This window comes from Streptomyces sp. NPDC012769 (genome assembly GCF_042901205.1).
GTDB lineage: Bacteria > Actinomycetota > Actinomycetes > Streptomycetales > Streptomycetaceae > Streptomyces.
This window is the reverse complement of record NZ_JBIBCP010000012.1, coordinates 21,724-45,319: the sequence shown is the minus strand read 5'-3', so window position 1 is coordinate 45,319 and position 23,596 is coordinate 21,724. Positions and strand designations below refer to the sequence as shown.

Sequence of the window (23,596 nt, the reverse complement as noted above, 5' to 3'; positions counted from 1 at the left end):
ATTCCCTGTAACTACACGCTGAAAATACGCGTACATATAATCATTAAGAGTATCAGCCATAATCTCCAAACTCAAATAAAAAAGCGGCTACAGGGATATTATTCACCTGTAGCCGCTCTAATGTATATCTTTAGCTCTCGGTGATATCTTCAATAAGACCGTGAGAATTACGACGATGAGTACCGAGCTGGCAATACTTGTAAAGGGTGGCCTCATAGGCATCATACCCAATAACACGCTGCCACTTAGATCCGTCCTCGTCCATAAAGGACCAGTCAGACTCGCGATAAATCTTAAGTTCCTTCTCGTTAATGAAGTACATGGACTTAGGCTGGCAGTCCACATCACTAACAACAGGAATATCACCATTATCAGTAGTAAAACCGAGACCCTTAAATCCACCATCAAAGGTCTCAGTGTTAACATACTGACGCTGCTGCTGGAGCAGATTAAAGTAGCTGCGACGAACACCGAGAGTCGTAAAGATAGCCGTAGTATTTCCACCATTGGTGTAAATATCATCGACCATCTTAATCATAAGTGACTCAGAAAGTGCGCGAGAAACACCGGAATTGCCACTAACTACAGACTTCCACTCAGGCTCGACAGTCGGGTCAATATTGTAAAGAGTACCCGTGTTGTCAACAATCTGAGAAAGACCAATAGTCTCTCGGTTAAGGTTACCCTGACGAACAACAACATCGTTCGCAGCAGTAGCAGTACCAGGGGCAACACTAACAGTGAAAGAAGTATCCTTCACAATAGCTGTGATAGTTACACCACCAGCCTGAGTCTTAAGAGTAGACCCAGCGGAGTTGTAAATATCAACAAGCATACCGATCTGGAGGTACTGAGTATTGGTGGTCGGAATAGTGGTGCCAGTATTTGCACCAGAAACCGTAGCCAGAACACCAACAGAAGTACCATAAACCTGACGGTTATAATCCTTAGCCAGGTCAGTCTGGATACCATTAACTTCCTGATCCAGGACGGCAGCAAAAGACTGAGAATTAGTCTTAGCAAGCTGCATAGCCTGACCGGTAAGTCGAATAGCACCATAAAGATATGCAAGTCCTACCTGGGCACGCGCATAACCCTGGTTACCCGCAGTGGGAAGCTGCTCATTCTCAAGACGAGCACCAATACCAGTGTTACGACGAACATGAATAGGAAAGACTACATACTTTCCACCAACGTCAGAAGTAACACCTTCTGACGTCTGCTCAAGACGCTTAGACGTCTTAAGGTGGTTCTGAAGCTGATCACGAATACGAGGTTCGTAAATTTCCTTAAGAATATTACTAGCAGTGGTGAGCGTAGCGCCCATTAGCCTCCGAGCTTAATTATCCACCAGCGAGACGCTTAGCCATTTGAGCTACAAGATTCTTCGTCTCAGAACTATTCAACTTAGTAACATCGATCTTATTAGAGGGAAGACCAGAACCATTACCAGAGGTGGTGCTAAGAATACTCGGAGCAAAAGGCTCCGGCTGCATAGACTGCATAAGACCCTTATAAGCTTCTACGGCCTGTTCACCAGACATGCCCGTCATCATCTTAGTAATAACGTAGTCTACATCGAACTTACCATGCTTACTTTCAAGGTCTGAAAGTTCCTTATCCAACTCCATATCGGCCTGAGCATCCTGCTTAGCCTTAATGTCGTTATAAACAACTTCCGTAACAGTCTGGAGATTTTGCTGCATCTTCTGATATTCAGGATGCTGAGTAATATCAAAAGGAGTAGCTTCTTCTCCCTCAGTCTCACTAGAAGACTGACCCTCCGGAGACTGACCAAACTTATAAGCCTCAATCAGAGCATTATATACTGTCTCTGGATTATTATTAATCTCATACAGAAGACGAATACCCTGCTGAAGCTCATCAGTAGAAATGTTATGCTCAGCAAAAGCCTTATAAGGCTCAAAATCCTTAAGCTGAGCGTTTACACTCTCAATCCTCTGGTTAGCAGCCTCATCCCACCGCTTAAAGTGTTCAGTTACTGCATTATGGTAACCTTCTGGAAGAATAGAAAGAACGTCGTTCCAAGCCGGATTAACTCCCGGAGTTTCAACTTCAGTTTCCGGAATTTCAATACCAGACTCGGGCTCGATCGGAGTTCCCATTATTTACCCTCTAATTTTAAGGCTCGTACCTCGCTCGGAGGCCCTAAACCTGTTCTATTTAAGAAATTGGCTTACCCTCAGGCTTACCATTATTACGATTCTTCTGGGCTACAGAAGCTCTAACAAAACAATCCTTGGCTTCAAGAAGCTTTCGAAGACCGACAGTAAATTCTGGGTCATCTTCAAGCTTAAGAAGCATAAAATCCTTGAGATCACTGCAAGCAGCTGCAATAACCTTAAGGTCAGCTGGAAGGTGTTCGTACTCGAAGAATCGAGTAACAGACTCTACAGAAGGATGACGCTTACCGGCCATTCTTTGTATTTTCCTTCCTACGCTTCTCCAACTTACGCTGAAGAGCATTACGCCTAGTTTCAGGAATTTCCTTCTTCAAATTATCAAAATTAGGCTTAGCCTGAGGATCACTTGACATTAGACTTCCTCATCTTAGAAAGACGCCGTGCCAAAGCTTCCTGACGAGGATTAGACTGCGAAGCTCTTGGAGCTACCTTAGCCGACTTGGCAGCCATCGCGCTAGTCGCATTATCAACCATGGCCTGGTCAGGATTAATTGGAAAAGTCACAGGTAATTCGCAATCGTGGTCTTGTCGTCGCTCATGCGAAGTGCATAAACCATGTCATTAACACTCATCATATCCAGCATTGCCGTTGTATAGTACGCAGCATTAATGGTTGCAAGACGGCTTCGAAGAGAGGAAATAGAGACGTAGTTTGCAGGAGTCGAAAGAAAACTACCATTAGCGCCAGTAGGGGGTACCCAGTTTGCATTAACAAACCCCATGTTAATAGGGCCGTTAGACGCATTAGCCATTTAAATCATTCCTTCCTGTCCCGGCAAAATTTGCTGTTCTTCACTACCAGACATACTAGGGTCAGTAGGTGGTGGCATAGTATTTGGGTCTGGCATTCCTGGAGACATACCCAATGCCATCATATGCTGACTAACGTGTGCCTCAAAAAGATCCTTCACATTCTGAGGCAGATTTTCAAATTCCTGACTCTTACGATAGTTATTATGGACCTGAATATGGACCTGATGATTATCAAAACTATTAACAGGAACAATAAGAGGTGGCGGAGTAGGCATACCCATTGGATCTGCCATTGGTCCACCTGTAGCGGGATCTACAAGCGATGGTGCCCCTGTCATAGGGTCCATCGGTCCTGTAAACGTCTGAAGATATTGCGACATATCTTCATCAGTTACAGCAGCCATCTTCATATTTTCACGAGTAGCCTGTGCACTATCTTGCTGAAGCTCTTCGTAAAGACGCTGCACTCCCCCAATTTCCATAATCTCAAGACCCTTCTCAGGAGTAATAAATCCCTGAGACATGAGATCCATAATAAGAGCCTGCTTAGCAGACTTGGAAGTTGGAAGGGCTGATCCTGCTTCCACTCGAATATCAGTGTTGTCTCTAATATCTGAACCCAGAAACGTAATTACATTAAACTGCTTATCCTTACCTACAACCTTAACAGTTCTAGGTACGTTCCAATACTGCTTAACGTAATTAAGTGTCTGATACCCTAGCTTTTCATATGCTTCTTCAATACTTTCATATGTAACTGAAAGCATTGATTCGTCCTGCTCCTGCAAGAAACTAATAGCAGTAGCGGCAGTAACACCGGGCGGAACTTGACCCTTGCTGACCTGATGCTGACCCGAAATATCTTCCATATCCATAGTCAGTCGGTCAATCTCCTGCAAAACATAAGCAGGAAGATTCTGCAAAGGCATAGGCTGCGGTGCAGGAAATCCCAACTTATGAAGAATTACCTGACCAGGTTCAGTTGTAATCTTAGAAGCGTCAATAGATCCTTCAGCCGCAATAAGCTGAGGGTGAGCCATTCTATTCTTAGCTTCAATAATCTGACCACGAGTACGGTTGTATTCACGCTGAACAGGAATCAGGTCATTGATAACTGAGTCAGCGTAGAATCGCCCCGTAGGAATATGATCAAATTTGATATAAGGATACTGCTTGTGCATATAAGGATTACCAGTATCCACAAACTGAGTGATAGTATCACCAATAATGGTAAACATACCACCCTTGGGCATAAACTCAAGAAAACCTGGCTTTACCCAAACCTCATAGCAGAGAACTGCATTCTTACGAAAATCTGCTGCTCCAACTAGATTAAGGAAGCTATCATTAAGAATATCACTAGCTTCCATAACGTTAGGAGCCGGGTTAACGCCTGGATAATTAAGCTTTACCCATTCAGGTGACTTAGTCTGAACATGAATTACGTAAGGCTGATCCTCAATATCTGTAGCCATCATATCAGGGATGAACAGATGAAAAGGACTTACAAATTCATAACAGAAATCACCCTTGACCTGGGGCTTTCCAGTAAAGGGATCTATAGTGTCTTCGTATCCCTTAGGGATCTTATTAGGATCCCAATAAGCCTTCATAAAACCGTTACCGCAAATAAGAGTCCAAAGCATAGTCTCTCTGAAGATTGCTTTGATCTTCTTATCCCGATATACGGATTCCCAAATCTGCTCACCTGCAAGAGCAGCGGACATATCTTTATCATCGCTGGTAGCAGGAACAATTGTTGCAGTCGGCTTCTGAGCCGTCAACTTAGCAAGTTCAGTCCTAATAATAGGTCGAATCCTATTAATAACAGGACGAGCTCGATAGTAGGGAGCAGGAGGGATATAGAGACGTACACCTGCCGCTGCGGAACCTGCGGAACTTACAGGAATAGCAGAGACATTCTGACGTCCAATATAAAAAGCCAGATTAATATACCACTGGCGTTCAATCTGCTGTCGAATAGTTCGACAACGTGCATGAGCGGACTTAGTCCATGCAATAACCTTTTGCTCCATCTCCTTACGCTTAGAATCTTTAGCGAGAGATTGAAGCTGTTCATCACTGTAGCTACTAGCATCACCAGTGATTGTAGAAGACGGCTCAGCGCTGCTCAATAACCTCCTCTCTTAAATAAAATCCTTCAATCCATTAGGACCAAAGTCAAGCATTGCGTCATCTGGACTATCATATGCAGCAGAAGGGTCAATTCCCTGTGACTTATAGAATTCTGCCATTCTATTAGCTACAGAGATATCATCATTGGCTACAGGGGGAATTACTACAGCTTCATCACTATTCTCCATCGTCAAAGTCTGAAGAGTCGAAAAGGTCGTCAGATCCTTCGACGCTAGTAGATTGTTCTGCCTCTGGATCTCCTTCTGCTGAATCTTCAGAAACTCCCATGTCTGAAGATTCATTTCGTGAATATCCTTCAGGCACTTCATCCCCATTAGGATGAATGCGAGGAAGCTCACCAAAAGTAGAGCTAGAAAGAAGATTGTTGAGAGCATTCTTCACCGCTTCGTGTTCAACCTTAAGTCTATCATATTCAGTATTAAGAGAACGATAGCTATCATGAAGATTATCAAAATTCTCAGCAGTTACGTATTCTAGCTTCTGAAGAACTTCCTGAATACAATAGCTACAAAAATAGACTCGGCCATAGAAATCAATCTTCATACCGAGATCAATAAACTTACGATGATCTCCACCTGCTGAACCGCAAAGTACACACTTTCCAGGAGCAAGAATAGGAGTTTCTAGAATTTGAACCCTACTCATCTTCAAAATCTTCCTGAGTAAACAGATCCTGCTGCTCGGCTACAGGAGAATTAGGGTCTACATACTCAAGCTTATCTCGCACATCCGAAGGCTGACTTCCCGGCTCCATAAACTTAGGGTAGCGATCAACCGCAATAACGGTCATAGGTTCGCGACCGTCGATGCGAGCATTATAATCTTCTACCCGCTGTGCTTCTTCCTGGTCCAGAAATGCACTAGTAGTCGCAGAACCCAGAGTGGGGTTCTCAAAAAGCTCAGGGTTAGTCTGAGAGAGTCGAGTCATTATCCTCCATTTTCATCATTAAGAACCACCTTCCACTCAGTAGATTTACCGAGCTTTTCAGGTGTTAGTTTAGGATCCACACGATACTTAGTGATATTACGACCACTGATATTAGACAACTGAGGAAGACGATTAGTGGCTTCCGGGAGCGGCGCACTTTGTTTGAGTTCAGGAACAAAACTGAAGAAATATCGTGCGCTGTCGCACGCGTGGTCGTCCTTCTTGTGAATTTGATCATAAGGATTATTCTGACTTTGTTGTTTCTTTGAGGCCCAAGTCTTCCACCGAAGCCTCAACATCTCTCTAATCAGGTTAGCACAGTTCTCAGTAATGAGCCAGTAGGGTTTACCATCCGGAGCAAGTTCCAAATACTGATTAACTTTAGCAACACCTGTAACTACATCATTATTACCAAGTACCATGCCAATACCACGCATAGCATACTCAGTTTGAATAGATGTACCTGTTACGCCATTTCGCTGTGTAAGAGCTGGATCACAAATATTAATATCAGGAAAACGACCATGTGTACTATTGCGATCCATGATTACAGCTGAATGGAAATCTACAGTCTTTTCAGACATGTAATGCTCGTCGAAGGTAATAACCCGATTGTTACGATCTACTACATGCCAAAGAACAGCTGTTGGATTATTAAAACCATGGTCAAGAGACATATACCATTTGTACTCAGGACCAATATAATCTTTAGGATTGATAGGAGGTATTACATGTATATCAATATTAAAAGCCTTGTAAACAAGACCACCGACCTGAACAAACTTACCTTGACCACGAATCTTCTTTTCATCTTCAGAAAGTGTTGAAAGATAAAGTTCAACTTCTTCAGGATCAAGATGTGGATTCTCAGCCATATCAACTTCAACCACATCAATAAGATTACTACCAGCTATACCAGGCTCATAAAGAGTGTCATGGATCCAAGTCATACCTTCAACAGGAGTCATTGTCATCCAAGAACGACCTTTACGGTCAATTAGACGAGCCTGACACTCTGAATAAATATGCTCTGGAGGTTCCTCATCGTAATGAATAAAATCACGACTAGTACCAGCGAATTTATCGAGATCCTGGTCATAAGACATTAGCTCTACAAAAGAGCCATTTTCAAAATTAAGTATACGATCCTGAGCATCATAAGCCTTATCCCAGCTACCACCACGAAGATAGCTAGGAGGGATCCATTGCTTAAGCTGAGGAATAATAATCTTATTAATACCGTTAACAAAGTCAACAGATACAATACGTCCGGCTACAGGGCGATTAGGTGTTTCAGCATATGGGTGCTTATTTAGAAGCCACCAAATATCTTCAACAATACCGCCCGTAGTCTTGCCGGATCGGTTACCACCAATGTATAGACGACTCTTCTTAGGCGAACTATGAAAAGCTTTCTGCTTATCATGCGGCTTGTAAGAATTAATATCAGGAGCGTATGCCAGTCGAGCAAGTGTATCTGAAAGTTCCTTAAAAGCTTGTTCAACGCTAGAGATCTGATTCTTCTTATGGGCCTTCATATCTCACCGTTCCGGTTGAGTAACGAAGACCACTAAACCAGATCTTAGTAGAAGTACTGGTATTCCAAATTCTACTACCTATATACCCATTAGTCTGTACGTAATGATGTACACCATTCCAAGCATTAAGACCAGAAGCTCCAGAAGCACCAAAAGTAGGTGATACAGGGGAGATAAAAGAAAAACCAGCAATAGTACGCAGACCTACCGGCAATTCCTTAAAAATTACATAATTACCTGTAGCAATACCTGTACCACCGGATCTACTAAGAGATCCACGCCACCAAACTCTACCTCGATTATCCATCGCGATAGAAAGTGGAGTATCTGAAGATACAACTAGTGGAGTACCGGGAGGACTAGTTTGAATTACATTATTAGTAAGAGCTACCCATGGTGAAAACGATGTGTGAATTGGACGCCAATGCCAACCCCATACATCACTCTTTACTACAAGAATATAATTACTGGGCCATTGATTAGGGTCTCCCCCAGTTCCCCTATGAACCCTGTCACCAATCTCATAAGAACCAGATTGAGGAAGAGCCCCATTAGGAGCAATAACGGGGATTTCAGCACTTGCTTCAATTTTCTTAAAACTATCTGTCAGATTCTTTTTAACATCTGACATTGCATCTGTCTCTTCTGGCAAGAAGAAACCATAATTGGGGGTAGTCATTAATACCACCACATCATGTTATCAAGATAAACCCAGTTAAGGGATGTAGCTGCGCCTTGCCACTTAACGGTAATAGCAAGTCGAGTAGGCGTTGAAGCCTGATGAACAGATGCAACTGCACATGCCAATTGTCCTGCCGTAGTGATTCCATTATCAGTAGACAATTGGCAAATATTATTACCGCCTACAGGAAGATAGGTGGTAGGAATAGCAGTATCTGCTGTAATTTCTGTATCCGAAGCAGTAGGCCAAGCTCCACCTACTCCATCGAATCTAACTGCTCCTGTAAGAATAACCTGACGTCTAAGTACATTAACATTATACTTACAAGCAAGAGCAATACTTCTAGGAGATCTGAGTGACAAGCTAGTCCAGCCTAGCCACCCTGTAGCTTCTGAAACAGTAATTTTCCAATCTGTACCATCCCAAACTGCTATTCGATGGCTATTAACTCCTCCCACAGATATAGGGTATAGAGCCTCAGTCCCTAGTGGGACGCTAGCACTACCAACTATAGTTGCAGGCTGTTTATTAAATGGGCCGAGCTTAGCGTCAATTTCTTCCCAGTTATCATTAATCTGGGTTTCTTCATTAACCAGCTCGTCATTAGGTGGATTAGTTACGAAGTTAAGATTAAAGTATGTCATAGCTATACATTCTGATAAAATACTACGGTATCAAGACTAATATAGTTATGACTTGGATCTATAGGACCATTCCCGTACTTATACACAGAAAGTGCTCCACTAGCAGATCCTATAACAGCCCTAAACATCTGGAAATCATCCACGCCCTGCCCCCCTGAAATAATCCAGGATCTGTCTGTATTAGGGCGCATACTAACAGGAAGAGTTAGAATATTAGATAGTAGTGTGTTAGAAGGAATCGTTGTGTTATATACAAGTTTCCCTCTAAGCTGTACAAAATTAGATGCGGTCGAATATTGTACAACTTCAGTAGAATCGCTAGACCATCCTGAAGCGAAAGTTATATCTGTAGAAAGCCAGCCCGGAACTGCGCCATTAGGTTCTTGACGCATAGATGGAGTAGTTCCAACAGGATTAGCAGACCAAACCCAAGTAGAATTACTATACTGCTTATAGAACTTGTAACCGACATCCTTAGGAATAGCGCTTGCTGTAATATCTGGAACATCGGTTACATAGTACTCAACGAGTGGCTTTAGTTTCTCATCACAGCGACTCATATTATAATTAATATCAGTCGCAGGATTTACTAGGTCTTCCCCATTAATTAGGTAAAAACCTTGATCAGGGGTATAACCCATTAACCTCCAAGCTTAGTAACTCGCTTCTCCAATTCAGCCACACGCTGTTCAAGAGTCTTGGCTACAGGGGGAGCCGGAGGAGTAACTACAGGAGGCTTAGCCTTAGGACCTGCCTTCTTAGTAGTAGCAATATCGCGACGAACTACACGCATATCCTTAATGGTCCCCTTCTTATAACCAGGGTCCCACTTTCCGGGCTGCCATTCCCCATGACCAATAACAGACTTCTCAGTCCACTTGTAAAAGGTAATAAATGCAGCAGCAAAACGTCGGAGAGTATTATACTGAGCAGCTGTCATATCATGATTGCCGGAATACCAAATTTCCATGCCTACAAAATGAGCATTTCCATCGGTATCAGCCTTCTTAGGCTTAAGATTAGTATCTCCATAGTCTTCAGCAATTACTTGCTTAAGAATAGAAGAATCTCCAAGACCAGCATGATTACAACGACCATTACCAATAAGGTGGATTACTCCCTGCTGGTCCAAACCGACCTGAGAGAGGGGCCCAGGAAGGGCAGCGTGGCCACTGTAGAGGAGTTCCCTTTGGTCTGGGGCATCACTACCGGTGTGATGGACCATTAGACCATTAATAGGTCCCCAGTTTCCCTTATGATTACGGTTGTGATTCTTCCAATTCTTGTACTCCTTATAAGGGATGCCCCACTCCTTAAGAAGCGCAATAAGCTGATCTGGAGTCATAGGCTTAGCCATTGTTAAGAGTCTCCTTAATAGAAGGTATGCGCTTATAAATAAACTCAGCAAATGTAGAGTCTACAAGTTCAACCGCACAATTGTGAGCTACAGGGAGAAGCTCACCCAGAAAATAGATCTTTGTAATTGTATAATCTACAATCTTGGGCGGAGCATCTTCATCCGAGCTAAGAATCGGAATCTGAAAAGAGGTGGAATCATCATTTACCGTAAAGACCCTATTAACTAGAGCCTCATCAATCACTAGTACCTTCATGTATCTCAAACCTCACAAATTCATTACCGGATGCATCTGTAATAATCGGCCGCGGCTTCTTAGATATTTCATTAAAATGCTGCCAGTTATAGGCTTCAGCTTCAGCAAATACCTTATCGATCTCAGTAATCGAGTACTTACCATCTTTGAAATCTTGAATGATTTCATCACACTTAGGATGGTGACGAAACTGATCACGAAGTCTAGGTTCGTACGCAGTCATAAGAAGATCTCTAAAATTAGACACTGCGTACCTCTACAAACCTCTTAATAAGGTTTACTACGTCTGTAATCGTAGGAGCGACTGGAATAGTCCATACTGCTCGTGTCTTACCATTATTAGCTGGATCCATCTCAAGAGGACCAATCTTCTTAGAAGTTGTTCCATCATGATTATGGTCACCAGGACTTGCCTGATTACGACGATTACCAAGAGTGTGATGCAGGCTTCTCGGGCTCAAATCTACGTCAGATCGAGCATGTGCCTTACGAGAATCTGCCGGATCCTCAGCAGACCACTTAGAAGGATCAGAATCTGAATTATAGACCTGACCAAATTCATCTACGTTAACAGGAGAGGATCCGATACCAAACTTAGCCTTACGAAGACTCTTATCTACTTCTGTCATGCCAACTCACCCTTAACATTCTTATTATTGTTATTGGCTACAGGAGAACCGGCTTCAATAGCAATTTGACTAAGCTCTACAGCAAGACTGTTAAGAACATCGGGATCTGTAACGTATTTCTGAATAGTTTCAACAACCCTACCGAGGACCATTCGGATATTGACCTGATTCTCTTCATTGGGGTTGTATCGACCACTAAGTTCGTAATAAAGCTTGATACTGGCAGTATTACCCTGCCTAACTCCGCGCATAAGACCCATATGAGCTTCATGTACGGAATTATTAATTAGAACTTCAGAACGCTGCCGCATGTATTCAGCAAAAACTGAATTCTGCATCCAGTTAGAGTATTCTTCTGTAGAAACTCCGATATCACGCAACTTCTTCTCATCTGACCTTCTATCAGTCAGATTAAGCATTACAGAAGCAGCTGCCATCTGTCGTTGAGACAAATTACCAGTATTGGCTACAGGAATTCCCCGAGAATCCATAGATGCATGGAATCTGGGATCTTCGCGAAATTCCTTTAGCTGGGCTACAGAGAAATCCCGGATCTTCTTTGTGAAGCGGATATGTTCCACTATATCAGCATCAGTGGGAATTCCGCCAGTCGTACTATGAACTCGCTCAATAAACAAAACTACTTCGAGCTGCCATGGTTCAAAATACGTAATCTCAGATTCGGCCATTTGTAATCCCTAGCCGCGATCCCAGTTCTGCTGCAATAAATACATCGCAATGAGGGTACTCACAGGTATAGCCCCACATATTAATCTCAAAGCACCAAACGTGATCGTGCTTTGAATCAAACCCCCTCTGTAGCCAGATAAAGAAATCTGCCTTTTTATAGAAAATCCAGGCCCTAATAATTTGCCTCATCGCTCACCAGTCTTAAAACTACTATCCAGAAGCTTAAGCTCTTCAAGAACGTATCGAATCTGCTTAGGCATAGTAACAGTTATACCGTCTTCATACCGAGAAATAGGATCGGGATGAATACAGAGACTAACCGCCATAGCGTGAGCTGTAGGCCAATAGTCGCGACGCCAGTTATTAAAGATCTTGTAGTAATAAATAAGATCCGGTTGACGCATGCGGTCGAACTCAGTAACTGAAAGTGGACGAAGCATAAGGTCAAACTTCTCAGATTCACGCTTCTGCCACTGCCACTCCTTATAAAGCTGGAGAATGGCTTTCTTAGTTACCTGGTTGTCTTCGGGTCGATTACGGTTAATTGTGTTTACTGCCCAGGTAAGAATATCGTCGCTAGGACGTTCATAAAGGCCCTGCTCTACACGATTAATATACTGCCTGGAAACATTAAGTCGTCTAGCAAGAGCAGTGGTTGACAGAAGAGACAAAGAACGCGCAGTAATAATAGGATTCATTAGTCGACTCCAAATCAGTGAGGGCGAAAGCCCATGCCCTAATAATAGGTGGTTTACAGGCGAATGGTCAAGTCAGAATAACGTATTTAAGGACAGGGAAAAACGGGTGGAATTTTTTTGACAACATCAGCCCGTGCCCCATATATTTATTGACGTCAGCCCAACCAAATAAGCCCAGGAGTACTAATGATCGCGAACGTTCTGCTTATCCTCGGAGTTCTCTTCCTGGGTATTCAGTACACGCACACGGTTATTACAACCGACGCGATCGTTATTACTACTGATGCGGAGGAGTGGGACCTTTACCACGCTGAGGCTTATGAGGAATACGCCTCTGAATTCGACGCAATCTTTAACGCGATCGAATACAAGCGCTCCAAGAACAATCGGAGCATGGTTAAGAGTATTCACTCCAAGTCGTACAAGTTCATCTAAGAGAGTCGAGGTCTCTAAATGACGCAGACCATTAAGTACGCCAAGGGACGCGCTAAGCGTCTCGGCTACAGGAGTCTCGGGATTATTACCGCCTGTAATGCGCGGTACGCTCCCTACGTCTGCACTAAGGAGAACTGATTATGCGCTGGTTCATTATGTACAACGAAACTCTCGTACACATCAGTGAATGGGACGCATTCCGTATCTCTCGGAATTACCCCAGCGCGGTTCTTATTCGCGAAGACAAGCTCGGCGAATACCTCGCCAATAAGCGAGTCCAGATGATCTACGGATAGTTCTTCTCTGGCTACAGGGAAAGGGCGCAGCTCGGTATTAATTTATCGGGCTGCGCCCAATATTTGGGCCACTGGAAAAACGAGTGGAATTCTTGCCAGTCGGGCCAATCCGAGTAATGTGTTCCTTGCAAGACAGCACGACCCAATAACTAAAGAGCGCGCTAGTCGGGAATGGACCGAGAATCACTAACCAGGAACTTCCGAGGCTTATGCCAGAATGAAGCTGAATAAGGTGACAACCAATTAGCGCGATGCTCTTTAGTTAAAGGGGCGGGTACATTGAGAACTCAATAGGGTGCGCCGATAAGGTTATTGCTGGGATAGGCAGTTTCTAGCCATTTAGTCTCAGCGCGTATTAAAGCGCGTGAATTCAGCTATTAATTACGAGCTCAATTAATTAACAACGTCTTAGACGCGAGTCGAGCACATTTAACGTAGCGCGCTAGTATTATGCTAATATCCGGGTCGTACGGGTATAGGGGCGGAAACTCTCATCGGTTTTCGTCTCACGATGGCAAGGTGACCGATGAAACATCATCTAAAGTCATCCATGCCTAGGTGCAGTGCAACCGCACGTTATGTGGTAGCATTGTGCCCATACCGAGGAACACAAACAGAGTGAGGTCTAGTAATGACTGAGAACCAGAACACCCAGGCTGAGACCCCGGAGCTTTCGGAAGACCAGAAGCGAGAGATCCTTAACTCTCTGTCTCCGGAGTTTCAGCAGGCTGTTAAGGATCTCAATGCGGATATTGACGCCCATAACAAGGACGTTAATTCGATTATCTCGGCTGAGGCTAAGGACCCGAAGCTTATCAAGGCTGAGATTTTCGAGACGTCTAAGGATAAGGAAGTTAAGCGTCAGTATGAAGAGTATCTTAAGCTTATTCAGTCTGCTGAGGAGCTTAAGAACCAGGCGTACGACCTTATTGAGAAGAAGGGTCTTATGCCCAAGGAGCTTTCCGAAGCTGAAATTGAGAATCTTAAGAAGAAGACTGCCGATAACCACAAGCCTCTTAAGGATAAGGTGGCAGCCTTTATCCAGATGGAAAACATGCTTCCCTTCCTTAAGGGTAAGCTTGTTCCTCTCATTAACGAGATTGCTACTCGTCGTGGCACTGCCACTAAGGGTGCTTCTTCTTCTCAGGAAGGCGCCAAGCGTATTCGCTTTAAGCGAATTCTCGTTAACAACGTTACCGAGGACGAGAACGGTAACAAGGTATACGGCACGGTTAAGGGTGAGGAAAAGTACACCTTTACCTTCGCTTCTCAGTATCTGAAGAAGCAGCACAAGGGCATTAACTGGACTGCCAAGGATCTCACGGATGCCTATCTTCAGGGTATCGACGAGAACAACCTCCCTGAGTCGCATGAGTTCACTATGAACTACACGTTCAAGGATGCTAACGGCAACGACCAGACCATCCCTTACACCATTCGGGCTGAGCGTTAATTGCTCGTTAGAAATGGTGTAAAAGATTAGGCACTGAGAGACCGAAAGGTTAATCAGTGCCTTTTCTTTTATCCCATCTCATTATTGGAGTACTAATGGCACCGCAGTACATTAAGCTGGACGTAGACAAGAACATGGTTCCAGTACCTAATGGTATTTCCGTTATTTATTCTTCCATTAAGGAATTGGCCCAGGATCTAAAATTTAAGGCCAGTACGGAATACGCAAAGGATGTTATTTACCTCCTTCTTACTGAAGGAAAGGCGCTTATGCACAACGGAAACGAAGATTATGAACTCTATCTTCCTGCCTTTACTCCTGAGGAGGACTAATGGTTGGTCAAAGGGTTTTCGTACTGGAGACTCAAGAGTTCGCCATTATCCGATACACAACTACCGACGGTATGTTCGGAGTTGAATACGAAGAGTCAGATAAAGGTATTGTCTGGCTCGACTCGGAAGACATCTTTAACTTTTAGGAGAACCATGGGAATTCCTAACATTCACATTTGTGATGACTGTCGTCAGGACATCGACGATTGTTCCTGTGTCTACGAAGTAGGTACAAGCGAAGAATATCCTCCCGCTTGAATGTCAATTAAGCCCCATCTAGTCCTTAGGGATTAGGTGGGGCTTTTTTGCGTTTAATGGAATAGATCTGCCAGCACGACTATTAATTGAAAACGAAATTCAAAACCACTAAATAATAGCGTCGCATGGAAATTCTGGGCGGCCACTTACTACTTTGGCTACAGGGAAGTTGAGACATGATTCCCCCTGTCAAGAAGCTTACTAAGTCTCAGTCACTTAAGGTTGAGAGAGCTATTCTCAATAGACAACCGCAACGATAATCCATAATTAATGGTCCCAGTTTTACCCTTTGAATGGGTCAAACAGACATTTCGTACATCCTTAGATTATCGGACATGGGTCACTTGGTAGCGCTTCGCTAACTACTAAGTGACCATGCCGATTTCAGTTTTTCACCTCTCTGACCAGGCAGTTTGACCTTTACCCATTCCAGTTGGTACTTTATCAAGGCCAGTTTTTCAGCAGTTTGTACCTAACGCTAAATGTCCGAATTGCCCGGATGCGGAGAACCAATTAGAATGCCCAAACCCCTGAATTCTGACTTCAGAACTGATATCCTTAAGTCGTTCGATCAAAAGCCTGTATGTTCGATTAATGACGTAGTAAAGCTGTTGAAGAATGAACACAGTTATCAGTCTACTCGTCGTATGATGCTTAAGATGGTTACTGAAGGTCTTCTGTTTGAAATTCCACAAAAGAACTTGCGCAACCAAAAATTCTATGCGAAGGCATTGTTCAGTAACGTAACAAGGTTCAGTAACTATAACGGAGAGAACGTATCGCTTAAGGAGTTCATCCATACACTTATTGAAGACGTTAACCCAGAGTTTATCGATTCTAGCGCGATGACAGCAATTAAGGCGTGGATGCTCGACTGTCTCGGTAGTTCTATCCCTGTAGCCTACGAAGATAGTGGCCGTGAAAGTCCTAATACTCTAGAACTTAAGAAGCGTCTTCAAGTAGTGCTAGAACAAACACGTCAGTTCCATGCGTTTGTGAAGATGTTTGTAGATGCAGATATTTGGACTGACGCGGCTAAGGATAGACTCAGTTCTGAGTTTAAGAGTATGTGTGTTGAAGAACATGCCATCATCGTAGACCGTAATTGGATGGAAAAGTGATCTTTAATACAGAAGTAAGCGTTTTTCTTCGTGAAGATGGTACCGCGAAGGTAACTATTCCCGTATCTTCACAAGAAGAAGAGGACTTCTGGATTAATGCAGAGTTTTACACTGATAGCGGTCGAGTTACAGACGTACATGTAATTAGGGAAGACTAATGATTAGTATCCCACCTAATTGTAATGGCTTGAGCGCGGACATCAGGGTCATTATCAATGACGATACTATCGATCTCTTCATCCCTGTAGCCAATAGTGAGGATGAAGAGTTTTGGAAGTCCATTATTGTTAGTGACCTTAGCATTAACTTCTTCTTTGAATATCATAGGAGCTAACGCGAAGTGCGGGAGGAGGTTATTTCTAGATCAGATGGCCTACGTATTCTCGAAGAAACTAAGCGAGTAAGGAGTAATTTGCTGTGAGTACAGTCACTGTAAAGATTCCTATCTATCGCGGTAGAGGAACTAATCCTCCACTTAAGCAGATTCCTTATATGGGTCCGGTACTGACTATTTGCAGTGCCCCTCCCCCTGTAGCTAATGGTATGCACGTTCATGGCTATGGGTATCAGGAACCGTATGGCGTTATTTACAGGTGTGGCATAAAGGACTGCAACTCCCCCGTCGAGCTGGTCATCGTTAACAAGTAATTAGTAACTAAAGTCGAGGTTTAATTATGATTCTCTTCCGAGTCAAGTTTACGTATCTCGCTAACTCCACTAACACCACATCTTGGGATTACGAAAATCTCTTCGATGCTATCTCTGTAGCCAAGAATACTAATATCTCTAACTCTCGTATTAATTACCCGGCTATGAGTGAAGAGAAGTTTAATGAAGAGCTTCCGACTCTTCTGAGTCGTGGTTACGTATATACTGGTTCTAAGACGGGTGAGTATCCGAATGGAAACATCTGTCTTGAACTGGTGAAGGTAGATACTGTTACTCAGCAGGAAAGTACTGTTATGGGTACTTATAGGACTTTTATTCCTCAGCAGCAGAGTACATTTACAGTAGACTACCGCGATGAGCAGGGTAAGGAAAAGACTCAGCCTTTTACAACTCAGACTGAGGCTCTTGCATTCATTAATGCTTGTGAAAGTTCTGAGCGTGTTGTTCTCGGATACAATTTTAAGCGTAGCGGAGATTAAAATGGCACAGTACTTTATTCATCACATCGATGAGAATGAAAAGCGAGTAGTTCATCAGGTTCCTGGTTCAACTGTAACTTGGAGCACAACCGCTCTTCAGTATCGTGATCCTAGTGAAGAGATGGCTACTATTTATCTTCCTTGGCATCGCATTCTTAAGATTGTTACAGTTTCAGATCATACATGAGATGAGGTCTAATTATGTCGGCCGCTATTCGTAAGCGTCTGGACAAGTACCGTGCTGAAAAGCGTAAGGACTTTTTCGGATACGACCAGAAGCGTGGTCAGTGTCGACACATCGATAACATTGAAACGCATCCCTTTATTAAGCGATGCACTAATACTGCACTCCTTGTTTCTGACAACAAGTGTTCTGACCATACAACGTCGGTACCGCAGGATATCTTGGAGATGCTTAAGAACTACAGCTGAGTAGTTATAGCCCATCGTGCTCGTATTAGCTAGGCCCTAATACGAGCTCGGTGGTGGTTAACTAATCAGGAGGAGAAGACTAACTAAGTGGAAAATCTGTCTGAAAGACTAGCAGAAGGGATTATTCACACTTTTCTAGAGAATCCCTTTTCTGAGGATACTATCGCGCTAGATATAGGATCTTATATCGAACCAGATAAGATAAATGATAGCTTAATAGCACTTAGAGACGCTTTGAATGTACTTAATAGTCATGGTGACGCGTACTACACAATCGGTACGATCGAAATCGTAATGGAGACAGACTAATGGCACCTGCTAAGAATATTACTCAGGTTCACGAGAACGATCTGTTCCCTGCTCATCTTAATCTTGTATCTCTTATAAAGGAACTCAGTGTTTCTCATATTCAGAATCTTGATAACAGTATTCGTATTACGTATGAGAGCGGTCATCTTCTGATCGTGCAGAAGAAGAGTGAGATTTCAGATGAACAACAAGTGTCCTCGGACTAATTGCGAAGGTACTATTAGTTATATCTGGAATCCTGACGGTGTTTATTATTTCCCTTGTACTGTATGTCGTGGAATGTTTAGGAGTGTAAAAATGCCCGAGATGCGTAATAACATTTCCTGTCCTGTTCCCGGTTGTTCTGGTTCTCGCTGCGACATTGTTATTACGGATGACAGTGGGAAGTATGTAGAGACAAGGCATGAGCCTTGTAATGTCTGTGGTTCTTAGTAAGGCGGGCCCTTTAATTAGGGCCTTATGAGCTAGTAATGCGGTAGGTAACTTTAATTTAGAATACTCGTCTCCACCCCAGTAGCGAAGTTCTGAATGGTTATCTGTGAGTTCAACTCTCACCTAGCTCTCTCAGACTAATCAAAAGATTAGTCCTAAATAGAGAAGGTATCATGGCTGTTAATTATGACAATGACAAGGCCGTAGTTTCGCTTTCTAGCAAGGGAGGTCTTATTGCTGCATTCGGTTTTCCGAGTGTTGGTGATGCAGTTGCCTTTGTTGAGAAGCAGCTTTCTCTTGTAAACGACCCTTCGAAGGTCTTTGGAATTATCCAGGAAGTAATTTCTGATGGTTCCGTTATTGATGGTGTCGACTTCCGTATTCTTAACACGGATCTTTTCCAGGATCTGTTCGATGAGGAAGATGAGGAAGACGAGCTTCCTGTAGCTGAATAAATGATTAATAAAGAAAAGCAAATTAGTAAGTCTGGTATGCCTGTCTGTCAGTATAAACAGTGTCAGGCTACTTCGCATTGGGCTGTGAGTATTCCAGATGAGAGCGAAAATTTCTCATGTGGTTCTCATATCACTACAGTGATTAGGCTTACTCGAACTAATCGTGAAGAGATTTTGAATATTCGAGAACTTTTCGTTTAATTAATATAGGGTCGGATTCGCGGTAACGACTGGAATTATTACGCTAGGCGAATATTGGGCGTGATCGGTCAGAATACTTCCAGTGACCCTTTTAATTAGAGAAGGGGGGTCTTATTGTCTAAGTCTCGCCGAAAGAGAACTAATAAATGGAAATCTAAAGAACGTCTATGGGGTATTGGTAATAACCAGATGGCTACCCCAATTTTTTCCTACAATGGTTCCTTTCGATGTGATTGTGGAAAAGTAAAGCACCTAAGTAAGGACGAAGCAAGAGAAATTCTTAAGAAAACTGGTAGAATTGATAAAGGTCATGTTTACTTTTGTGAACTTAGTAATACATTCCATACCAGTACTCTAGTTAGAGATTCACGTGGACTTGAGATAATCAAACGCAGTTCACAAAAGCAGATAGAGGCAATCATGGGTATTAATATCACGCTTATGCGTGAGATCGAAGAATACGCTAATCAGCAGGCCAAGCAGGGTGTTTATAAACTGTCTTCTAAGATGGTTTATGAGCACTTTGGATCTAACAATAGGGTTGAAATTCAATCTACCCTTAGTCGTATGCGCAAGGATGGTAAGTTTACTTTCATTGATGAAAAGGTCCCTGATCAGAAGGGGGCTCATTATTTTGTTCTTACTAAGTTTCTTACAGAGAAGGTCGTAGAGACGGTGGAAAACAAGATTCCTACACAGCCTAAGACTACTCCGGTTAATCCGTTTGATAAGGTTAACAAGAATCTTGATGAGATTCTAAAGCGTCTCGATAATGTCCCCGCTAATACCGGTTTGGATGAGAAGAGGTTTCTTTACCTTATTCATACTGCTCTCGAATCTAGCAAGCATCTTGCAAATATTGGGGATGCAGTTTTTCGTAGCCACGAGATTATTCAGACCTCTTCAGACCATCTCACTTTGACTATGCGGGAGCATCTTAACGAGATCCTTGTTGCATTGAGCAATAAGAATGGTGATTATCAGCGCGGGATTCGGGATGGCATTCGGATGGCAGTTGAAATGGGAATCATCCTACCTGACGGAAAGTAATTGAATGACTACACTTATCCTGTGGTATACTAGGTGACGGTGTAGGTTTATCGGCTACAGGATGAACCTTCCCTGTAGCCCCTTAAATTTATACCTTTGGGAGACAATAATGGCTAGCATTGAGATTGAAATTCCTGAAGACCCAGAAGAGCTTAAGAAGTGGATTGAAACTCAGGAAGCTAAGCAAAAGGAAAATGTAGAGCAAGTTCAATCCTGGTCTAAGAAGATTCAGGAGATTCATGCAGAAGAACAAGCTCTTAAGGCCAAGCTTAATGAGATGGCTAGGCAGCGTTATGCTTTTCAAGAGCAGTCTGAGCGTATTAAGCGCGAAGCTCAGAATAGTGTAGCCGCAGTAACTCAGGCTAAGCGTAAGCTTGAGACATTTATGTCTGAACAGGCTATGCGTGAGCGTTATGAAGCTCAGTTTGCAGAGTTTGATAGGCATACTGCGGGATTGCCTTGGCGAGAATTTGCTTTTGATCACCAGATTGACGGTGCTAAGCGCCTTGCTTCTGCACGTCGAGGTATTCTTGGTGATAAGCGAGGTCTTGGTAAAACTCTAACTTCTCTTATTTGGGCAGACATGCTTGGTGCAAAGAAGACTCTTATCTTTGCACCTAAGGATGTTCTTGAGAACTTTAAGCGTGAGATTGAGCATTGGGCGCCTCATCGTCACGTTATGATTCTTGCAGGTATGAATAAGGTTGTGCGAGAGACTACTCTTGGAATGCTTAAGCATGTTCCACAGTGGACTATTCTCTGCAACTATGAGGCATGGCGTAAGGATGCTTCCCTTGTTGAACACCTGAAGAATCTTAAGGCAGATACTGTTATTATTGACGAGGCGCATAATATTAAGGAGCGCCGTACTTCTGCCTATCAGGGTATTCGCGACATTGTTTACGCTGAAAACGCTTGTAATCAGTGTGGCGGAGATCCTGAAGTTTATACAGATCCTCTTCGTGCTAAGCGTCTTATTCGTTGTTCAGTATGTCTGCATGAGCCTCAGGAATTTGGAGACTTCTGTAGCGTTAAGAATGTACTGCCTATGACAGGTACGGCTATCCTTAATAAGCCTCAGGAGCTTTGGACTCTGCTGCATATTATTGATCGAAAGCTTTTCCCGAGTGAAAAGGCTTTCCTTCAGGACTACTGTACTGTTGACTTTTACACTCAGCGTTGGAAGTTCCGTCCGGGTGGAGAAGATGCTCTTATTAGTCGTCTTGGTTCTCGATTCATTAGGCGTACTAAGGAAACTGCTGGCGTTAAGTTTAAGAAGCAGGTTGTAGTTCCTCACGAGATTGAGTTTGATAAGGGTCTTTACCCTGCTCAGTGGGAAGTTATGCGCCAAATTGCTGAGTACGGTGCTATTAAGATGTCTGATGATATTAAGTTGGATGTCTTTGGTATTCTTCCTGAACTTACACGTCGACGTCAGGCTATTACTTGGCCTCAGGGTATTAAGATTTGGGAGTACGACCAAGAGGGTCGTAAGACTGGGCGAGCTCTTTATGAAGCTCCTGCTACTGAATCTATTAAGATGGATAAGGCAATGGAAATTGCTAAGGAAATCATCTTTGAAGATGAGGACCGTCTTGTCTGTTTTAGTCAGTTTAAGGAAGCTCTTAAGGAATTTGAGCGTCGCTTTACCGAGCTGGGTGTTTCTGTTGTTCGTTATGACGGAGATATTTCAGATGCCAAGGCTAATGAAGCTCAGCTAGATTTTGACGGTAAGACTGCGCCTAACCACCCTAAGGGTACGGACTGTAATCCACAGTGTGTTAACTGGTCTACTAATAGCGTCCAGGAAGGTAAGTACTGCCCTGGTTATCAGTATCAGGTAATTTTGTGTCATTATAGGAAGGGTGGCGTTGGTCTTAATCTTAACGCTGCTCGCCAGATGATTATTCTTGACCGGGAATGGAATCCTGGTAAGGAAGACCAGGCATTTGGTCGTATTGACCGCATGAATAACACTGAGGATTCTATTGTCCACACTATTCATGTGTCTGGAACAATCGATGCCTTTATGGATGATCTTATTGAGCAGAAGCAGAAGATGATTGAAGGATTTGAAGATAGGTCCGATGATCTTCTTGCTACGCTTATGGGTGCCCTTAAGGACGGGGATCTTCTGTGAATGTGCTTATGTGGCGTAATATTACTGTATTCTTTTCAGTATTCACTCTTGGAGCAATTATTGTCTGTATTAAGGACGGGGAATGGGGTATTGTTACCTATCTAGCAATTAATTTTATTATTCAGTGTGGGCTATTCAATACATTCCACAATGAGGTGAGGGGGCGATAATCGCCCTTGATCACCCCCTGTCAAGCCCCGGTTACTCGGACACTAGTGTTACTTGTGTCACTCCTGAGGGGTAACTAGAATCGGACATTCCGGGTTGCGGGGTTTTCTAGTCCGTTGTAGTCGGGTACACTTAGGGGTAACAGAACAAGAGCGGGTCCGACTCCCCTCTAGTTCTCCCCTAAACAACTGGGACTACTAATCCCAGTAATAGAGGTCTTAGAAGAGGCAACAAGTGCGGCGAAGTTAATTAATTGAGGCGCCCAAGAGATTAGCCTACTTCGTTAGGGTCCGTGAAATCCCTAGCAAGATAACCGATTACTCTTGCCTCTTCTAAGCCAAGCCTAACCCCTCGGATAGCCTCAATCCGAGGGGTTTTTATTTTAGTTGAGAGTCTAATATGTCTACTTACCTTACTTTTCGTAGTGAACCTGTAAACGATACTCTTCACGAGTGTTATATCGATATGAAGAAGACAGAATTTAAGATTACCTGTAATTATTTGTGGTGTTCATATACTGAAGGGTTCGAAACCTTGGAAGACGCCGAGATTGCAAAGGGAATTCATGAGGAACAGGCGGAGTATCAAGAGGTACCGCTACTCTAGTAAAACAAAGAAAATTCCTCTGCGTACGCTATATGCACGTGACAATGGTGTTTGTGCCTGGTGTGGTAAAGAGGTACCATTCTATCTAGCCACTAGAGACCACCGTATACCAAAATCAAAAGGTGGGTCTAACAAATCTAGCAACTTGCAACTAATGTGTTTTCTTTGCAATCAACTGAAGGGAAACGCTATTGTTGCATAGATGCATTACTTTATAAAGTAGG

At 43.2% G+C, this 23,596-nt stretch carries 26 protein-coding genes; 9 read left to right on the top strand and 17 right to left on the bottom strand.

Annotated features, from left to right (window positions below; translation table 11 throughout):
- Window positions 1–130: 130 nt before the first annotated feature.
- The 17 genes from ACFY7C_RS36860 to ACFY7C_RS36780 all read right to left on the bottom strand — a co-directional run bounded on the left by ACFY7C_RS36860 (window position 131) and on the right by ACFY7C_RS36780 (window position 12,536).
- Window positions 131–1,327, bottom strand: a complete 1,197-nt coding sequence (locus ACFY7C_RS36860; protein ID WP_389660084.1) for a phage major capsid protein — start codon at window positions 1,325–1,327, stop codon at window positions 131–133.
- A gap of 16 nt (window positions 1,328–1,343) precedes the next feature.
- Window positions 1,344–2,126, bottom strand: coding sequence for a hypothetical protein (locus tag ACFY7C_RS36855; protein WP_389660081.1), 783 nt, complete (start codon window positions 2,124–2,126; stop codon window positions 1,344–1,346).
- 58 nt (window positions 2,127–2,184) lie between these two features.
- Complete coding sequence (locus ACFY7C_RS36850) at window positions 2,185–2,439, bottom strand: hypothetical protein (protein ID WP_389660078.1); 255 nt, start codon at window positions 2,437–2,439, stop codon at window positions 2,185–2,187.
- A 265-nt stretch (window positions 2,440–2,704) separates the two neighbouring features.
- A complete protein-coding gene (locus tag ACFY7C_RS36845) occupies window positions 2,705–2,956 on the bottom strand; it encodes a hypothetical protein (RefSeq protein WP_389660075.1) in 252 nt (83 codons plus the stop codon).
- Window positions 2,957–5,092 (bottom strand): hypothetical protein, encoded by a 2,136-nt coding sequence (locus ACFY7C_RS36840; RefSeq protein WP_389660073.1) that lies wholly within the window; start codon window positions 5,090–5,092, stop codon window positions 2,957–2,959. It abuts the gene before it with no gap.
- Between the two features lie 12 nt (window positions 5,093–5,104).
- Window positions 5,105–5,281, bottom strand: a complete 177-nt coding sequence (locus tag ACFY7C_RS36835) for a hypothetical protein (RefSeq protein WP_389660070.1) — start codon at window positions 5,279–5,281, stop codon at window positions 5,105–5,107.
- Complete coding sequence (locus tag ACFY7C_RS36830) at window positions 5,271–5,759, bottom strand: hypothetical protein (RefSeq protein WP_389660067.1); 489 nt, start codon at window positions 5,757–5,759, stop codon at window positions 5,271–5,273. Before ACFY7C_RS36830 ends, ACFY7C_RS36835 begins: the two co-directional genes overlap by 11 nt.
- Window positions 5,752–6,042 carry a hypothetical protein gene (locus ACFY7C_RS36825; RefSeq protein ID WP_389660065.1) on the bottom strand — a complete coding sequence of 97 codons (291 nt, stop codon included), beginning with the start codon at window positions 6,040–6,042 and terminating at the stop codon, window positions 5,752–5,754. Before ACFY7C_RS36825 ends, ACFY7C_RS36830 begins: the two co-directional genes overlap by 8 nt.
- The gene (locus ACFY7C_RS36820; protein WP_389660062.1) at window positions 6,042–7,580 is read right to left on the bottom strand and encodes a terminase large subunit domain-containing protein; all 1,539 of its coding nucleotides are present in this window, start codon (window positions 7,578–7,580) and stop codon (window positions 6,042–6,044) included. Before ACFY7C_RS36820 ends, ACFY7C_RS36825 begins: the two co-directional genes overlap by 1 nt.
- Window positions 7,567–8,259: a hypothetical protein gene (locus tag ACFY7C_RS36815; protein ID WP_389660059.1), complete on the bottom strand. Its 693-nt coding sequence runs from the start codon at window positions 8,257–8,259 to the stop codon at window positions 7,567–7,569. The genes ACFY7C_RS36820 and ACFY7C_RS36815 overlap by 14 nt, the downstream gene beginning before the upstream one ends.
- Window positions 8,259–8,906: a hypothetical protein gene (locus ACFY7C_RS36810; RefSeq protein ID WP_389660056.1), complete on the bottom strand. Its 648-nt coding sequence runs from the start codon at window positions 8,904–8,906 to the stop codon at window positions 8,259–8,261. The genes ACFY7C_RS36815 and ACFY7C_RS36810 overlap by 1 nt, the downstream gene beginning before the upstream one ends.
- Before the next feature lie 2 nt (window positions 8,907–8,908).
- Window positions 8,909–9,547: a hypothetical protein gene (locus tag ACFY7C_RS36805; protein ID WP_389660053.1), complete on the bottom strand. Its 639-nt coding sequence runs from the start codon at window positions 9,545–9,547 to the stop codon at window positions 8,909–8,911.
- A complete protein-coding gene (locus ACFY7C_RS36800) occupies window positions 9,547–10,263 on the bottom strand; it encodes an N-acetylmuramoyl-L-alanine amidase (RefSeq protein ID WP_389660051.1) in 717 nt (238 codons plus the stop codon). The genes ACFY7C_RS36805 and ACFY7C_RS36800 overlap by 1 nt, the downstream gene beginning before the upstream one ends.
- Window positions 10,264–10,499: 236 nt before the next feature.
- The gene (locus ACFY7C_RS36795) at window positions 10,500–10,742 is read right to left on the bottom strand and encodes a hypothetical protein (RefSeq protein WP_389660048.1); all 243 of its coding nucleotides are present in this window, start codon (window positions 10,740–10,742) and stop codon (window positions 10,500–10,502) included.
- Between the two features lie 16 nt (window positions 10,743–10,758).
- Window positions 10,759–11,148 carry a hypothetical protein gene (locus ACFY7C_RS36790; protein ID WP_389660045.1) on the bottom strand — a complete coding sequence of 130 codons (390 nt, stop codon included), beginning with the start codon at window positions 11,146–11,148 and terminating at the stop codon, window positions 10,759–10,761.
- On the bottom strand, window positions 11,145–11,837 hold the full coding sequence (locus ACFY7C_RS36785; RefSeq protein WP_389660042.1) for a phBC6A51 family helix-turn-helix protein: 693 nt from the start codon (window positions 11,835–11,837) through the stop codon (window positions 11,145–11,147). Before ACFY7C_RS36785 ends, ACFY7C_RS36790 begins: the two co-directional genes overlap by 4 nt.
- Before the next feature lie 186 nt (window positions 11,838–12,023).
- Window positions 12,024–12,536, bottom strand: coding sequence for a helix-turn-helix domain-containing protein (locus ACFY7C_RS36780; protein WP_389660039.1), 513 nt, complete (start codon window positions 12,534–12,536; stop codon window positions 12,024–12,026).
- Window positions 12,537–12,722: 186 nt separating this feature from the next.
- Here ACFY7C_RS36780 and ACFY7C_RS36775 point away from each other — a divergent pair, with 186 nt between their 5' ends.
- The 9 genes from ACFY7C_RS36775 (at window position 12,723) to ACFY7C_RS36735 (ending at window position 23,574) form a co-directional block, all read left to right on the top strand.
- Complete coding sequence (locus tag ACFY7C_RS36775; protein WP_389660036.1) at window positions 12,723–12,971, top strand: hypothetical protein; 249 nt, start codon at window positions 12,723–12,725, stop codon at window positions 12,969–12,971.
- Window positions 12,972–13,898: 927 nt separating this feature from the next.
- On the top strand, window positions 13,899–14,720 hold the full coding sequence (locus ACFY7C_RS36770) for a hypothetical protein (protein ID WP_389660033.1): 822 nt from the start codon (window positions 13,899–13,901) through the stop codon (window positions 14,718–14,720).
- A gap of 95 nt (window positions 14,721–14,815) precedes the next feature.
- Window positions 14,816–15,052 (top strand): hypothetical protein, encoded by a 237-nt coding sequence (locus ACFY7C_RS36765; RefSeq protein WP_389660030.1) that lies wholly within the window; start codon window positions 14,816–14,818, stop codon window positions 15,050–15,052.
- Between the two features lie 917 nt (window positions 15,053–15,969).
- On the top strand, window positions 15,970–16,431 hold the full coding sequence (locus ACFY7C_RS36760; protein WP_389660027.1) for a hypothetical protein: 462 nt from the start codon (window positions 15,970–15,972) through the stop codon (window positions 16,429–16,431).
- Window positions 16,432–17,243: 812 nt separating this feature from the next.
- On the top strand, window positions 17,244–17,579 hold the full coding sequence (locus ACFY7C_RS36755) for a hypothetical protein (protein WP_389660024.1): 336 nt from the start codon (window positions 17,244–17,246) through the stop codon (window positions 17,577–17,579).
- 1,346 nt (window positions 17,580–18,925) lie between these two features.
- Window positions 18,926–19,207 carry a hypothetical protein gene (locus tag ACFY7C_RS36750; RefSeq protein ID WP_389660021.1) on the top strand — a complete coding sequence of 94 codons (282 nt, stop codon included), beginning with the start codon at window positions 18,926–18,928 and terminating at the stop codon, window positions 19,205–19,207.
- A gap of 315 nt (window positions 19,208–19,522) precedes the next feature.
- On the top strand, window positions 19,523–20,458 hold the full coding sequence (locus ACFY7C_RS36745; protein WP_389660019.1) for a hypothetical protein: 936 nt from the start codon (window positions 19,523–19,525) through the stop codon (window positions 20,456–20,458).
- 109 nt (window positions 20,459–20,567) lie between these two features.
- Complete coding sequence (locus tag ACFY7C_RS36740; protein WP_389660016.1) at window positions 20,568–22,598, top strand: DEAD/DEAH box helicase; 2,031 nt, start codon at window positions 20,568–20,570, stop codon at window positions 22,596–22,598.
- Window positions 22,599–23,331: 733 nt separating this feature from the next.
- A complete protein-coding gene (locus ACFY7C_RS36735) occupies window positions 23,332–23,574 on the top strand; it encodes an HNH endonuclease (RefSeq protein ID WP_389660013.1) in 243 nt (80 codons plus the stop codon).
- Window positions 23,575–23,596: the final 22 nt, after the last annotated feature.